Genomic DNA, 13789 nt, shown 5'->3' with positions numbered 1-13789 from the left:
ATGGACTTCGCCACCATCGGCGGGCTCGTCATCGCAACCGCCGCCGTCCTCTGGATGCAGAACCACGAGGGCGGCACCGTCGGGAGCATCCTGCTGCCCGGTCCCCTGGTCCTCGTCTTCATCGGCACCCTCGGCGTCGGCCTCATGGGCGGCATCATGAAGGACGGCATCGCCTCCATCGGGACGCTGAAGAAGGCCCTCCTCGGCAAGGTCGCCAACCCCGCCGGGACCGTCGAGATCCTCATCAAGATGGCCGAGCGCGCCCGCCGCGAAGGGCTGCTGGCACTCGAGGACGCCATCAAGGGCGTCGACGACGACTTCCTGCGCGACGGTCTGCAGACCGCCATCGACGGGACCGACCCCGACGAGCTGTACGAGATCCTCACCGCTCAGATCCAGGCCAAGAAGGCCGCCGACAAGCAGGCCGCGAAGATCTTCGGCGACATGGGCGGATACGCGCCCACCGTCGGCATCTGCGGCACCGTCATCTCCCTGGTCGTCGTGCTCGCGAACCTCTCCGACGCCGCCGCCCTCGGCCCGATGATCGCCGGCGCGTTCGTCGCCACCCTGTGGGGCGTGGCCAGCGCGAACTTCTTCTTCCTGCCCGTGCAGAGCCGCCTGATGCGCCTGTCGGGCATCGAGGTGGCGCAGATGGAGCTGGTCGTCGAGGGCATCCTCGCCATCCAGGCCGGCTCCAACCCGCGCTCGGTCGCCAAGAAGCTGCAGAGCCTGCTGCCGCCGGGCACGGCGGTGGCGGACAAGAAGGCGGCCTGATGTCCTCCTCGGCGCACAAGCGGCGCCACAAGCACGAGGAGCACGACGAGCACGTCAACCACGAGCGCTGGCTGGTCTCCTACGCCGACATGCTGACCGTCCTCATGGCGCTGTTCATCGTCCTGTTCGCCATGTCGCAGATCGACCAGCTGAAGTTCGCCCAGTTCAAGGAGGGCTTCAACGAGGGCACCTCCTCCTCCAACCTGGTGCTCAGCGGAAACAAGGGCATCAACGACATCGACAACGGCGCCGACCCGGTCAACATCAAGGTGATGGCCGGCGGCGACCCGATGGAGGCCCCGAACGCCGAGCAGATCATCGCCGAGGCGCAGACCGCGCAGGAGACCGCCCGGTCGGCCAGCCAGCTGGAGGCGGCCCGGGCCGAGGTCGCCGACTACCGCGAGGTCATCGAGCGGATCGACGCGGCCCTCGAGCCGCAGGGCCACCAGGACCAGGTGACGTACCGCATCACCTCCGACGGCCTCGTCGTCGGCCTCGTCGCCGACAACGTGTTCTTCGCCAACGCCAGCGCCGACGTCGAGCCGGTCGGTCTGCAGGTCCTCGACGCCATCGGCCCCATCCTCGGCGGCCTGCCGAACGACGTGGTCGTCCAGGGGCACACCAACTCCCTGCCCCTGAGCTCCACCGTCCGCTACCGCGACAACTGGGACCTGTCCACCTCGCGCGCCAACAGCGTGGTGACCCGGTTCATCGACGTGCACCACCTGCCCGCCGAGCGGCTGACGTCGACCGGCTACGGGCAGACCCGCCCGCTGTACCCGGACGGCGACGAGCGGGCGCTGGCCGGCAACCGCCGCGTCGACCTCGTCGTCGCGTCCGCCTCCTCCGAGGCGGTCAAGGCCCTGCTGCCGCAGGTCGCCGAGGCGACCCCGACCAGCGGGCCCGCCGAGCTCGACACGACGGCGAGCACCACCACCGCAGCCACCACCACCACCACCGCAGCCACCAGCACCGAGACGGGAGGCCACTGACATGGCCGGCAAGAAGGACGGCGACAGCGCCGAGGCCGCCCCCGGCGGCAAGAAGAAGCTCATCATCGTCGCCGTCCTCGGCGCGGTGCTGCTGGCCGGCGGCACCGGCGGAGGGGTCTTCCTGCTCACCAAGGGCGACACCGCCGCCGCTGCCGAGACCGAGGAGCACCTCGAGCCCGGTGACGTCACGGCCCTGGACGCCATCAGCATCAACCTCGCCGACGGCCACTACCTGAAGATCGGCCTGGCCCTGCAGGGCGTGGCCAGCGAGGGCGGTGGCCACGGCGCCTCCACGGGGCTCGACGGCAGCAAGGCCCTGGACCTGGTCATCTCCCAGTTCAGCGGCCTGTCGATGACCGACCTGTCCAACGCCGAGCAGCGCCAGCACCACAAGGAACTGCTGCAGGAGAAGATCATCGAGGCCTACGTCGCCGAGACCGAGGGCGTGGAGCACAAGGAGGTCATGGGCATCTACTTCACCCAGTTCGTCATGCAGTGACGAGCCCGGTGAGGGCCCAGCACGACCCGTTCCGCGCGAGGGCGCGGCAGGCACCGCCTGCCGCGCCCTGAGCGCGTCCGGCCCCCTCTCCAACGGTGATCAAGGAAGTTGCCACTTCCTTGATCACCGTTGGAGAGGCTCGATCACCGTCGGGGAGGGGGGAGGAGGAGGGGAGGGCGCGCGTCACCCGTTCAGGTGCGCGCTAAAGGGTGACGCCCCTCCGTGCCGATAGGTGCAACGTGGCACCCGAGACCTCCACCAGCGCAGAGCGCACGGGCGGTCGCCGTTCGCGGCGGCGCGGCGTCCCCGTCCCGTACGACTTCCGGCGGCCCACCAAGCTGTCGCGCCAGCACGCCCGCGTGCTCGAGATCACCTACGAGACGTTCTGCCGCCAGTGGGCGACGCTGCTGTCCTCCACCCTGCGCACCAGCGTGCAGGTCGAGCTGGACGGCGTGCAGCAGTACAGCTACGACGAGTACGCCGCCACGCTGGCCACCCCCTCGATCATGACGGTGTTCGACCCCGAGCCGCTCGTCGGCGCCGGCGTCCTGCACCTGGACACCCCGCTGATGCTCACGTTCGTCGAGCGCATGCTCGGCGGCACCGGCGCCCACGAGCAGCCGCTGCGCGTGCTCACCGACATCGAGGCCGTCCTGTGCCGCGGCATGGTCGAGCGCACCCTCGGCGAGCTCGCCGCCTCGCTCACCTCGATCGTGGACCTCAAGCCGCACCTGTCGAGCATCGAGCAGAACCCGCAGTTCGCGCAGGCCGCCGCCGCCACCGACGTCATGATCGTCGCCTCGTTCCACCTGCAGGTCGAGCGCATCGAGGGCACCGCCACGCTCGCCCTGCCGCTGGACCCGCTCTCCGCCGCGCTCAGCGCCGCCGAGCTGCGCGTCGCCAGCCCCGAGGAGCTGCGCATCCGCCGCCTCATGCGCGACCGCCTCGACGACCACCTCGAGCACATCCCCGTCGAGGTCTCCGTGCGCCTGAACGCCACCCAGCTGCGCCCCGACCAGATCCTCGCCCTCGTGCCCGGCGACGTCCTGCGCCTGCCGCACGCCGCCGAGGCCCCCCTCGAGGTCGTCGCCTCCGACACCGTCGTCGCCTCCGCCGTGGCCGGCAGCCGCGGCTCCCGCCTGGCCTGCCTGATCGTCCCGACCCCCGAGGAGTCCTCCCGATGAGCACCGTCACCCACGCCGACCTGCAGGCCCTCCTCGGTGAAGCGGCCCAGGCCGCCCTCGCGGTCCTGCCGCTGTCCGCCCCCGGCACCATCACCGGGATCGTGGACGCCTCCGCCGCCCCCGACATGGGCGACGAGGGCACCGCCGTCTCCGCCAGCTTCGCCGGCGCCTCCACCGGCCGCGTCGCCGTCATCGTGGGGGAGGAGACCCTCAACACCCTCCTGATGAGCCCCGAGGGCGCCCTCGACCCGGTCGACGCCCTGCGCCCCGCCCTGGAGACCGTCGTCGCCAGCCTGGGGCAGTGCACCCTGGACGTCGGCGTCGAGGGCGACCCCGCCGAGGCCGTCGCCGCCCTCGAGGGCGGCGCCGTGGCCGTCGTCGGCGCGGGCGGGGAGACGCTGGCCCTGATCGGCCTGACGTTCTCCGCCGACGCCCCCCAGGTCTCCGTGCCCGTCATGGCCACCCCCACCAGCGCACCGGTCGCCGGCGGCGGCCCGCGCCGCACCATGGACCTGCTGCGCGACGTGCAGATGGACGTCACCGTCGAGCTGGGCCGCACCAACATGACCGTGCAGGACCTGCTGGCGCTGACCCCCGGCTCCGTCGTGGAGCTGGACCGCGCCGCCGGCAGCCCCGCCGACGTGCTCGTCAACGGCCAGCTCATCGCCCGCGGCGAGGTCGTCGTCGTCGACGAGGACTACGCCATCCGCATCACCGAGATCGTCACCCCGGGCACGGAGGCCGGCGCCTGATGGAGGCCCTCGCCGCCCTGGGGCGCATGTCCGTCTCCCTGGTCGCCGTCCTCGGCCTGCTGTGGCTCGGCGCGCGCTGGCTGCGCCGCTCCCGCGCGGTCGGCGCGGCCACCAGCGGCCTGGAGGTCCTCAGCAGGGTCGGCGTCGGCGCCAAGGCCGGTGTGGCGGTCGTGCGCATCGGCGAGCGGGCCCTCGTGGTGGGCGTCACGGAGCAGCAGGTCACCCTGCTGACCGAGGCGCCCGCCGCCGACCTCCTGCCCGCCCCGGCGGCGCCGGCCGACCAGGTCGTCGAGGTCCCCGCCGCGGCGGGCACCGCGGCCCCCGCGGTCGCGGTCCCCGCCGCGCGCACCGGCGCGGTCCCCACCGCGCGCCCCGCCGTGCTCAACGGCTCGGCCCTGTCGCCGGCCACCTGGACCAAGGCAGTCGACGTGCTGCGAGAGAGGACGACCCGCCGGTGAGCACCCGTACCGCCCGCAGGCTCGCGGCCGCCGCGCTGCTCGCCGGGGGCCTGCTGACCGGCGCCGCCGGCAGCGCCTCGGCCCTGCCCGCCTCGTCCCCGGCCGCCGCCCCCGCGTTCGGCGCGGCCGCGGTGACCGCGCTCCCCGCCGCGCTGCCCGCGGTCACCGCGCCCACCGCCCCGCAGGCCCCCACCGACCCCGCCGGGGCCGGCTCGGTGACCGTGGACGTGGCCGGCATCACCGGCGCCGACGGCAAGCCCAGCCAGTCCGTCACGATCATCATCGCCCTGACGGTGCTGTCGGTGGCCCCCGCGCTGCTGCTGCTGACGACCTGCTTCACCAAGATCCTCGTGGTGCTGGGCCTGACCCGCAACGCCCTGGGCCTGATGGGCACCCCGCCCAACCAGGTCCTCGCCGGCCTGGCGCTGTTCCTGACGATGTTCGTCATGGCGCCCACGTTCAGCGCCATCAACGACGTCGCGATCCAGCCCTACCTCAAGGGCGACAAGACCACCACGCAGGCGTTCACCGACGGCTCCCAGCCGCTGCGCGAGTTCATGTGCGGGCAGACCCGCGACGACGAGCTCGCCCTCATGACCAAGGCCGCCAAGCGCGACAAGCCGAAGAACTGCGCCGAGACGCCCATGAGCACCCTCGTGCCGGCGTTCGCCCTGTCCGAGCTGCGCTCCGCGTTCATCATCGGCTTCGTCATCTTCATCCCGTTCCTGGTGATCGACATCGTCGTCTCCGGGGCGCTGATGAGCCTGGGCATGATGATGCTGCCGCCCGTCACGGTCTCCCTGCCGTTCAAGCTGCTGCTGTTCGTCATGGTCGACGGCTGGGGCCTGGTCGTGAAGTCGCTCGTCGGCAGCTACGCCGGCTGAGCCCCCTCAAGGGGATCACCCGATCGGCCGATGCACGGTCGAACCGTCACGGCCGGCACCCCGGCCGCACCCCCGGCCGGCGCACCGGCCGCCTCCTCCGACCGGAAGGCCCCGCGATGTCCGACGTGACCGTCATCCACCTCGGGATGACCGCTCTCGTCCTCGCCGCCAAGCTCAGCGCCCCCATGCTCCTGACCGCACTGGCCGTCGGGTTCGGCATCTCCCTGTTCCAGTCGGTCACCCAGCTGCAGGAGCAGACCATCGCCTTCGTGCCCAAGGCGCTCGCCGTGGGCATCGCGATCGTGGTGTGCGGCAAGTGGATGCTGCACGAGCTGACCGCCTTCACCACCTCCCTGTACGGGCAGATCCCCGACCTGGTCAGCGGCGGCTGAGCCGTGCAGGGGCTGTCCACCACCGTCGGGCTGGACCTGCTGCTGGCCGTGCTGCTGGCCTCGGTGCGGGCCGTGGCGTTCCTGGTGCTCGCACCGCCCTTCGCCTCCCGCGCCGTCAACGGCCGCGTCAAGGCGATGCTGGCCCTCGCGCTGGTCCTGCCCGTCGCCGGGCAGCTGCGCGGGCAGGTGCCCGCCGCCGAGCCGGCCGCGCTCATCGGCGCGATCGTGCAGCAGGTCGTCGTCGGCGCCGTCCTCGGCGCGTTCTGCGCCCTCGTCTTCGCCGCCGTGCAGGCCGCCGGCGACCTGCTGGACCTCTTCGGCGGGTTCCAGCTCGCCAGCGCCTACGACCCGCTGAACCAGACCCAGTCCGCGATCTTCGGCAAGCTCTACAACTGGACCGCCACCGCCCTGCTCGTGCTCTCCGGCGGGCACCTGCTGGTGCTGCAGGGGTTCCTGCGCACCTACGAGGTGCTGCCGCTGGACGCCGGGCTGTCCTTCGCCACCGTCGCGGAGGTCTTCACCACCGGCCTCGGGCAGCTGATGCTCTCCGCGCTGCAGATCGCCGCGCCCCTGGTGGCGGTGCTGTTCGTCGCCGACATCGGCCTCGGCCTGCTCTCGCGCGTCGCCCCGGCCCTCAACGTCTTCGCCATGAGCTTCCCGCTGAAGATCCTCATCGTGCTCACCCTGGGCGGCTTCGCCTTCGCCGTGCTGCCCGAGGTCGTCGACGACATCGCCGGCACCCTGCGCGAGACCCTCGTGCGCCTGACCGGCAGGAGCGGGGGAGGGGAGTGAGCGGGGAGAAGACCGAGAAGCCCACCCCCAAGCGCCTCACCGAGGCGCGCCAGGAGGGCAACGTCCCGCAGTCGCGGGACGTCGCCGCGTGGCTGTGCACCGCCGCCGGTGCGCTGCTCGTGCCCCGCACGATCGAGGCCGCCGGCGACGCCGGGCAGCAGTCGCTGCGCCGCGTCGCCGACGTGGCCGCCGACCCCGAGCCCGGGCGGGCGCTGGCCGCCCTCGGCAGCGCCTTCAGCGCGCTGCCGGGCGTCCTGGGCCCCCTGCTGCTCGTCACGGTGCTGGCCGTCGTGGTCTCCGGCGGGGTGCAGGGCACCCTGCGCCCGGCCACCAAGAAGCTCAAGCCCAGCTTCAAGTCCCTCAACCCCGTCAACGGCCTCAAGCAGCACTGGGGCCCGCAGGCGCTGTGGGAGGGCACCAAGTCGCTGCTGAAGACCCTCCTCATCGGCGGGGCGCTGTGGGTCGTCGCCGAGGGGCTGGCCCCCAAGCTCGTCGGCCAGGGGGTGCTGCCGCTGGCGTCGGTGCTGTCGGCCACCGGTTCCGCGATCTCCGCCATGCTCGTCGTGACGATCCTCGTCGGCCTCGTCATCGCCGCCGCCGACTACGCCATGAGCCGCCGCAGGATCATGAAGAACCTGCGGATGAGCAAGCAGGACATCAAGCAGGAGCACAAGAACGCCGAGGGCGACCCGCTCCTGAAGGGCGCCCTGCGCTCCAAGCAGATGGCCATGTCGCGCAACCGGATGATGGCCGACGTCGCCACCGCCGACGTCGTGGTCGTCAACCCCACCCACATCGCGATCGCGCTGCGCTACGAGCCCGGCAGCGGCGCCCCCAAGGTCGTCGCCAAGGGGGCCGGCACCATCGCCGCCAAGATCCGCGAGAGGGCCAAGGAGAACGGCGTGCCGCTCGTGAAGGACGTCGAGCTGGCCCGCTCGATGTACAAGAGCGTCAAGGTCGGCCAGGAGATCCCCGCCGAGCTGTACGCCGCCGTCGCCAAGGTCCTCGCCTTCGTCATGAACCTGCGCACCCGCGGCGCCACCACCGCCCTCGGCGAGGCCCACACCGTGCCCGCCTGACGCGGCGACCACCCGCCCCCGGTGGTCGAGGGAGCAGCACCCCCTCGACCACCGGGGGCGTCGTCGTCCCCGCGGCCGGGAGCAGCGGGGGCGGGGGAGCAGGGGGGATCCGCCGGGCGGGGGCTCAAGGATCCGCGCCCGGGTGCCGAAGGAGGCAGTAGCCAGGACGGCGCAGCAGGGCCACGGACAGGCCGCTGGACGAGGGAACCCGCACGGGTGACCAGGACGACAGGCGGTGCAGTGCGTTTTCGCAACCTCACGCAGATGGCGGTGCCCGTGGGCATCGTGGGCATCATCCTGCTGCTCGTCGTGCCCGTCCCGGCCGCGATGCTCGACTTCCTCATCGCCACGAACATCGTGTGCTCGCTCATCGCCCTGCTGACCTGCATCTTCGTCAAGCGGCCGCTGGACTTCTCCGTCTTCCCCTCGCTCATCCTGGTCCTGACCCTGTTCCGGCTGGGCCTGAACGTGGCCACGACGCGACTGGTGCTGTCCAACGGGTACGCCGGCAAGGTCATCGAGGCGTTCGGTCACTTCGTGATCGCCGGCTCGCTCGTCATCGGCCTGGTGATCTTCCTCATCCTGGTCGTCATCCAGTTCGTCGTCATCACCAAGGGCGCCGAGCGCGTGGCCGAGGTCGGCGCGCGCTTCACCCTCGACGCGATGCCCGGCAAGCAGATGGCCATCGACGCCGACCTCAACGCCGGCCTGATCGACGAGGCCGAGGCGCGCCGGCGCCGCTCCGACATCAGCGCCGAGGCCGACTTCTACGGCGCCATGGACGGTGGCTCGAAGTTCGTCAAGGGCGACGCCATCGCGGGCATCATCATCGTGCTGATCAACCTCATCGGCGGCTTCGCCATCGGGATGGTCCAGCACGGCCTCGGCCCGGCGGAGTCCATCCAGCAGTACGCGCTGCTGAGCATCGGCGACGGCCTCGCCTCCCAGGTGCCCGCGCTGCTGCTCAGCGTCGGCACCGGCCTGATCGTCACCCGCGCCACCTCCACCGGCGACATGGGCACCGAGGCCATCAACCAGCTTGGCCAGCAGAAGATGGTGCTGCAGATCGCCGGCGGGGCCGCCGCCGTCCTGGCCCTCGTCCCCGCCATGCCCAAGGTGCCCTTCTTCCTCGTCGCCGCCCTGTGCTTCCTCGCCGCGCACCGCATCGGCAAGCGCGACGCCGCCGAGGCCAAGGCCGTCGAGCTGGCCGAGCTGGCGCCGGTGCCCGTCAACCCCGCCGAGGCCGCCGAGTCCCTGCTGGAGGAGATGCGCGTGGACCCGCTGGAGGTCGTCCTCGCCCCCGACCTGGTCGACCTCGTCGACACCTCCGGCGGCGGCGACCTGCTGGAGCGCGTGCGGGCCCTGCGCCGCAAGATCGCCCTCGAGATGGGCCTGGTCGTGCCGCCGGTGCGCACCCGCGACTCCCTCGACCTGCCGGTGTCCACCTACGCGGTGCGCATCTCCGGCGTGGAGGTCGCTCGCGGCACCGCCCCGCCCGGCCAGGTCCTGGCCCTGGGCGACAACCTCGACGGCCTGCCCGGCCGCGCCACCGTGGAACCCGTCTTCGGCCTGAACGGCAAGTGGATCCCCGCCGAGCTGCGCCACCAGGCGCAGCTGACCGGCGCCACCGTCGTGGACCGCGCCAGCGTGCTCATCACCCACCTGGGTGAGCTCGTGCGCAGCCACGCCCCGCGGCTGCTGGGCCGCGAGGACGTGCGCTCCCTGGTGGACGCGCTCAAGCGCACCCACCCGGTCGTCGTGGACGAGCTGACCCCCAGCGTCCTCACCCTCGGGGAGGTGCAGCGCGTCCTGCAGGCCCTCCTGGAGGAGGCGGTGCCGATCCGCGACCTGGCCCGCATCTTCGAGGCCCTGAGCCTGCGGGCCAAGCAGGGCTCCGACCTCGACGGCCTCGTCGAGACCGCCCGCGCCTCGCTGGGGCCGGCCGTGGCGGCGGTGCACGAGCAGGACGGCGTCCTGCACGTCATCACCCTGGACCCGCTCCTGGAGCACACCCTGGCCGAGGCCCTGCGCCCCGGCGAGCACGGCGCCAGCCTGGCCCTGGACGCGGTCACCGCCGAGCACCTGGTGACGGCCTCGACCTCGTGCCTGGAACGCGCCGAGCAGCAGGGCATCTCCGCCGTGCTGGTGTGCGCGCCCCCGCTGCGCGCGCCGCTGCGCCGGCTCCTGAAGGTGGCCGTCGGCCGCCTGCACGTCCTGTCCTACGACGACGTCAGCAACCACCCCCGGATCGAGACGGTTGGATCGGTGAGCGGTGTCCACGCACTTGCTTCTTGAGGGCCCCGACCTGCAGGACCTCCTGGCCCAGGTCCGCGAAACCCACGGAGACGCCGCCCGCGTCGTCCGCGCCGAGCGCATCCGTTCCGGAGGCGTCGCCGGATTCTTCACCAAGGAGCGCTACGAAGTGACGGTCGAGATGCAGCACGACGGCACCACCGGCGACGAGCAGCAGCCCGCTGACGGGGGAGCCCTCGACTTCGAGGCCCTGCTGGCGGCCGCGGACCGCGCCGAGTCGGAGGCCGCCGAGGGCGCGGACGACACCGAGCCGCCCGCCGGGCGGCACGCCGCTGCCCCGGCGGCGCCGGCCCCGGACGCCGCGCCCTCGCCCGTCCGGGCGCTCAAGCCCGAGCCCGCGGCTGCCGATGACTTCGAAGAGGCCCGGCAGGGCCTCGTGGAGATGCTCAAGGCCTCCGGTGCCGTGAGCAGCGCCCGCGCCGCGGGCCTGCTCGGTGCCGACGGCCCGGGCGAGGCCGGCACCGCCGGCGGGCCCGGCCAGGAGGTCGTCGAGGAGGTCGACCTGGCCGCCGCGCTCGCCGAGGCGGCCCGTCGCGAGGAGGAGCGCCGACTGGACGCCGAACGAGCCGAGGCCGAGCTGGCCGAGGCGCAGCGCATCGAGGCCGAGCGCCTGGAGGCGCAGCGCATCGAGGCCGAGCGCCTGGAGATGGAGCGCCTGGAGACGGAGCGCCTGGAGACGGAGCGTCTGCAGGCCGAGCTGGCCGCGGCGCAGCGTGCCGAGGCGGAGCGCCTGGAGGCCGAACGAGCCGAGGCCGAGCTGGCCGAGGCGCAGCGTCTCGAGGCCGAGCGTCTCGAGGTCGAGCGCCTGGAGGCCGAGAGGCTCCAGGCGGAGCGGCTGGAGGCGCAGCGTCTCGAGGCCGAGCGTCTCGAGGCTGAGCAGAGGGAAGCGGAGCGGCTCCGGGCCGCCCGTGCGGAAGCGGAGCGTCGGGAGGCGGAGCGCGTGCAGCAGGAACGTGTGGCGGCGGAGCGGCTGGAGGCCGAGCGCCGTGAGGAGGCGCGTCGCGAGGTGCGCCGCCGTCAGGCCGAGCGCATCGAGCGCACGGCGGTGCCGGCGCAGGCGTCCGGGCGCAGCCTGGGTGACGTGCTGGCCGCGGCGGAGGCCGCCGACGGCACCGACCGCCTGCGGGCCATGCTCTCCGCCGGTCGCGGCGCCGGCGCGGGTCGCCGTCGTCCTGAGGGCGCCCCGCAGCGCCCGCTGCCGCCGCACCGGCCCCTGTCCACCGAGGGCACGGGTTTCGCGGCCACCATGGCGGCGGTCCGGCACCTCGGTGCGGTCGACGCGACCACAGGACCGAATGTGATCCCTGATGTACGCTCGGTCACCAGGCAGACGCCGCGTCCCTCGGGGACCCGTCCGGGCCGGCCGGCTGCCGCTGCAGGCGCCGGCGCCCCGTTCGGCGCGCTGCCCGCTCGCACCACGGAGGATCGCGTGACTCCTGACCAGTTCGGTGCCGCCAACGGTGTCGCCGCCCCCCGCCGCCTGGAGCGGACCGACGCGGCGGCCGAGGGTCGCGCTCGTGCGGGGGAGCAGGAGGTGCCGCTGCGCGGCGAGGGCCTCGAGGCGCGCCGCGGCGCGCCCCGCCGGCCGGAGCTGCGCCGCCCGGCTCCCGTGGAGGACCACTTCGGTGACCGCTTCGTGGAGGAGCCCGCGCTGCGCGGCGCGGGCGCCGGCTACGTGGAGGACGACTACGAGGCTCCGTTCGAGCCCGCGGGGGAGCGTCGGCAGGCGTACCCGTACGCGGTGCCGGACGACCGCGAGCAGCCTCGCGACGAGCGCGGCGAGCCGCGCCACGACGCGCGGGCGCAGCAGGCGCCCTCGCGCACGCACAGCGTGGCCGGCGAGCGCGCCGCCCACGACGGGGACGACAACGAGGCAGCTGACATGGACCTGACTTACCGTGATTCCGTGACCACCTACAGCGACCGTCCGGCGGCGCGCGCCCCGTACCGCGAGCCCCACGACTCCGGCGACGTCCTGCGCCTGGCCCGCGAGATCGAGGTCCCCGCGCCGCTGCGCGTGGGCTCCGGCGAGCTGGTCGTGGTCGTCGGGGAGGCCGACGCCGTCGTGGCCGCCGCCCTGCTGGTGGCCGACGAGGTCGGCTCCGAGGCGCCGCTGGTGCTCGGCCGCGCCGACGTGCAGAACACCGTCACCGCCGACGAGCTGCCCGGCCGCCAGGAGCAGGCCCGCCGCTGGAGCGCGCCGCTGACCGTCGCGATCCCCGCCCGCCCGACGGGTGCCGACGCCGAGCGCGCCGCGCGCCTGGCCGCCGAGATCGGCGCGGCCGCCGTCGTCGTGTGCGTGGACGCCACCCGCCGCAGCCACGCCGTCGCCGCCCAGCTGCGCGCTCTCGACGAGGCGGGCGTGCCCGCCCGCCGCCTCGCGGTGCACCGCGCGGCCGAGAGCCCCGACCCCCTCGACGTGCTGTCGCTCGACGTCCCCGTCGGCTTCCTGGACGGGCGGCCGGCCACCTCCGGCGCCTGGGCCGGTCTGCTGCTCGACGCGACGTCCGGTGGCGGCGCGGCGCGCTGAGCCCGTGGCCAGGCGCACGAGCGCCGGGGTGGTGAGCCCCACCTCCCCGGCGCAGTGGCCCGCGGTCAACGGCAGGGTCCGCGTGCAGGTCCAGCTGCCCGACGCCCTCGGCGGTGAGCTCCTGGAGCTGCCCACCCGGGTGGAGGACTCCGCGGAGGGCAGCCTGGTGGTGGCCGCCCCCGGGTTCTCGGGCGACCTGCACCTGGTGGCCCCCGGCATGCCGGTGACCGTCCTGTGGGCCAGCGAGCGCGGCCAGCTGCGCCAGGACTTCCTGATCGCCGAGGTCGTGCGGCGCCGCGTGCCCTCGTGGGACCTGGCGCCCTGCGGGGAGGTCAGCGTCCAGCAGCGGCGCCGCTTCGTGCGGGTGCCCGTCACCGGGAACCTGCGCCTGCACGCCGTGCCCGGCGACCCGATGTGGCCCGGTCGCCAGGACCTCGACGCCGCGCCCGAGCAGGCCGTCACGGCCGCTTTCGTCGACCTCAGCGAGGGCGGGGCGTGCGTGCGCGTGCGCCGCGGCTCCTGGCCGGGGGCGGGCCGGCTGGTGCGCACCGTGTTCGAGCTCGACGGCGTCCCCGTCGAGCAGCTCGCCGAGGTGGTGCGCCTCGCGCCGGACCCCGCCGCCACCGGTGAGCACGACGACCTCGTGCTGTCCTTCGTGGAGCCCGTCGCGGCGGCCGACCGCCTGCGCCGCCACGTCATGCAGGAGCAGATCCGCAACCGCCGCCGGGAGGCACCGTGACCCCGATCGTGATCGCCGCCAGCCTGCTGCTGGCCGGTCCCTCCGTCGCGGCGGCGCTGTCGGGCACCGGCAGCGTGGACACGGCGCTGCTGCACCTGCTGCTGGCGCTGCTGGTGTGCACCGTCGCGGCGCGTGCCGTGCGCACCCTGGTGCTGCGCTACCAGAGCGCCGCGGACGCCGCGGCGGCCGAGGTCGAGGCCGACGGCGAGGCGGGGGCCGACCACCCCGCCCGCCGGCGCGGGGACGCCTGAGCGGGCAGCCCCGGCCGCTGCACGACCTCACCCGCACGGCCTCACCCGCACGGCCTCACCCGCACGGCCTCGCCCGCACGGCCTCGCCCGCACGGCCTCGCCCGCGCGGCCTCACGCGCGTGGTCCTGCCGCGACGCCCGTCCCCGTCGG

The 13789-nt window shown here is 73.9% G+C and carries 14 protein-coding genes; all 14 read left to right on the top strand.

What is annotated here, in order from left to right:
• Positions 1-774, top strand: a complete 774-nt coding sequence (locus tag V9U69_RS16975) for a motility protein A (RefSeq protein WP_337063057.1) — start codon at positions 1-3, stop codon at positions 772-774.
• Positions 774-1766: an OmpA/MotB family protein gene (locus V9U69_RS16970; RefSeq protein WP_337063038.1), complete on the top strand. Its 993-nt coding sequence runs from the start codon at positions 774-776 to the stop codon at positions 1764-1766. Before V9U69_RS16975 ends, V9U69_RS16970 begins: the two co-directional genes overlap by 1 nt.
• A 1-nt stretch (position 1767) precedes the next feature.
• Entirely contained in the window at positions 1768-2265 is a 498-nt protein-coding gene (locus tag V9U69_RS16965) for a flagellar basal body-associated FliL family protein (RefSeq protein ID WP_337063037.1), read from the top strand.
• Between the two features lie 239 nt (positions 2266-2504).
• On the top strand, positions 2505-3449 hold the full coding sequence (locus tag V9U69_RS16960; RefSeq protein WP_337063036.1) for a flagellar motor switch protein FliM: 945 nt from the start codon (positions 2505-2507) through the stop codon (positions 3447-3449).
• Positions 3446-4201, top strand: coding sequence for a flagellar motor switch protein FliN (gene fliN, locus V9U69_RS16955; RefSeq protein ID WP_337063035.1), 756 nt, complete (start codon positions 3446-3448; stop codon positions 4199-4201). Before V9U69_RS16960 ends, fliN begins: the two co-directional genes overlap by 4 nt.
• Positions 4201-4659, top strand: coding sequence for a flagellar biosynthetic protein FliO (fliO, locus tag V9U69_RS16950; RefSeq protein WP_337063034.1), 459 nt, complete (start codon positions 4201-4203; stop codon positions 4657-4659). The genes fliN and fliO overlap by 1 nt, the downstream gene beginning before the upstream one ends.
• Positions 4656-5543 carry a flagellar type III secretion system pore protein FliP gene (gene fliP, locus V9U69_RS16945; RefSeq protein WP_337063033.1) on the top strand — a complete coding sequence of 296 codons (888 nt, stop codon included), beginning with the start codon at positions 4656-4658 and terminating at the stop codon, positions 5541-5543. Before fliO ends, fliP begins: the two co-directional genes overlap by 4 nt.
• Positions 5544-5659: 116 nt before the next feature.
• Positions 5660-5935 carry a flagellar biosynthetic protein FliQ gene (locus tag V9U69_RS16940; protein WP_337063032.1) on the top strand — a complete coding sequence of 92 codons (276 nt, stop codon included), beginning with the start codon at positions 5660-5662 and terminating at the stop codon, positions 5933-5935.
• A 3-nt stretch (positions 5936-5938) separates the two neighbouring features.
• The gene (locus tag V9U69_RS16935) at positions 5939-6727 is read left to right on the top strand and encodes a flagellar biosynthetic protein FliR (protein ID WP_337063031.1); all 789 of its coding nucleotides are present in this window, start codon (positions 5939-5941) and stop codon (positions 6725-6727) included.
• Complete coding sequence (locus tag V9U69_RS16930) at positions 6724-7806, top strand: EscU/YscU/HrcU family type III secretion system export apparatus switch protein (RefSeq protein ID WP_337063030.1); 1083 nt, start codon at positions 6724-6726, stop codon at positions 7804-7806. The genes V9U69_RS16935 and V9U69_RS16930 overlap by 4 nt, the downstream gene beginning before the upstream one ends.
• Positions 7807-8070: 264 nt before the next feature.
• On the top strand, positions 8071-10101 hold the full coding sequence (gene flhA, locus V9U69_RS16925) for a flagellar biosynthesis protein FlhA (protein WP_337063029.1): 2031 nt from the start codon (positions 8071-8073) through the stop codon (positions 10099-10101).
• A complete protein-coding gene (locus tag V9U69_RS16920; protein WP_337063028.1) occupies positions 10079-12649 on the top strand; it encodes a hypothetical protein in 2571 nt (856 codons plus the stop codon). The genes flhA and V9U69_RS16920 overlap by 23 nt, the downstream gene beginning before the upstream one ends.
• A 4-nt stretch (positions 12650-12653) precedes the next feature.
• Complete coding sequence (locus V9U69_RS16915) at positions 12654-13388, top strand: PilZ domain-containing protein (RefSeq protein ID WP_337063027.1); 735 nt, start codon at positions 12654-12656, stop codon at positions 13386-13388.
• Positions 13385-13639: a hypothetical protein gene (locus V9U69_RS16910; RefSeq protein ID WP_337063026.1), complete on the top strand. Its 255-nt coding sequence runs from the start codon at positions 13385-13387 to the stop codon at positions 13637-13639. Before V9U69_RS16915 ends, V9U69_RS16910 begins: the two co-directional genes overlap by 4 nt.
• Positions 13640-13789 lie beyond the last annotated feature (150 nt).

Source organism: Kineococcus sp. G2 (genome assembly GCF_037154035.1).
In the GTDB taxonomy this organism is placed as follows: Bacteria; Actinomycetota; Actinomycetes; order Actinomycetales; family Kineococcaceae; genus Kineococcus.
Note: the sequence above shows the minus strand (reverse complement) of the source record. Positions and strands in the feature narration are given on the sequence as shown.

Excerpts from the sequence above, each read along its gene's own strand:
- V9U69_RS16975 (WP_337063057.1), top strand. The coding sequence starts at position 1 with ATGGACTTCGCCACCATCGGCGGGCTCGTCATCGCAACCGCCGCCGTC.
- V9U69_RS16970 (WP_337063038.1), top strand. The coding sequence starts at position 774 with ATGTCCTCCTCGGCGCACAAGCGGCGCCACAAGCACGAGGAGCACGAC.
- V9U69_RS16965 (WP_337063037.1), top strand. The coding sequence starts at position 1,768 with ATGGCCGGCAAGAAGGACGGCGACAGCGCCGAGGCCGCCCCCGGCGGC.
- fliN (WP_337063035.1), top strand. The coding sequence starts at position 3,446 with ATGAGCACCGTCACCCACGCCGACCTGCAGGCCCTCCTCGGTGAAGCG.
- fliO (WP_337063034.1), top strand. The coding sequence starts at position 4,201 with ATGGAGGCCCTCGCCGCCCTGGGGCGCATGTCCGTCTCCCTGGTCGCC.
- V9U69_RS16940 (WP_337063032.1), top strand. The coding sequence starts at position 5,660 with ATGTCCGACGTGACCGTCATCCACCTCGGGATGACCGCTCTCGTCCTC.
- flhA (WP_337063029.1), top strand. The coding sequence starts at position 8,071 with ATGGCGGTGCCCGTGGGCATCGTGGGCATCATCCTGCTGCTCGTCGTG.